The sequence below is a fragment of the Limosilactobacillus ingluviei DSM 15946 genome (assembly GCF_001435775.1).
GTDB classification, from domain to species: Bacteria; Bacillota; Bacilli; order Lactobacillales; family Lactobacillaceae; genus Limosilactobacillus; species Limosilactobacillus ingluviei.
Map to the genome: position 1 here is coordinate 1 of NZ_AZFK01000023.1, position 210 is coordinate 210.

Annotated in this window: 2 tRNA genes; both read right to left on the reverse strand. The window is 51.0% G+C overall.

Annotation, left to right across the window (positions count from 1 at the left end):
• Nucleotides 1–38: 38 nt before the first annotated feature.
• A tRNA-Gln gene (locus FC43_RS03910) sits at nucleotides 39–110 on the reverse strand.
• Nucleotides 111–120: 10 nt separating this feature from the next.
• Nucleotides 121–203 (reverse strand) — tRNA-Tyr (locus tag FC43_RS03915).
• Nucleotides 204–210 lie beyond the last annotated feature (7 nt).

Sequence of the window (210 nt, forward strand, 5' to 3'; positions counted from 1 at the left end):
AAACAAAAAAGCCGCCACCACCGTGACGACTTTGTCAGTTGGGCTAGCTGGATTCGAACCAGCGCATGACGGTACCAAAAACCGTTGCCTTACCGCTTGGCCATAGCCCAATAATTAAAATGGAGGAGAGTGGATTCGAACCACCGAACCCGAAGGAACGGTTTTACAGACCGTCGCGTTTAACCAGACTTCGCTACTCCTCCGTAAGGT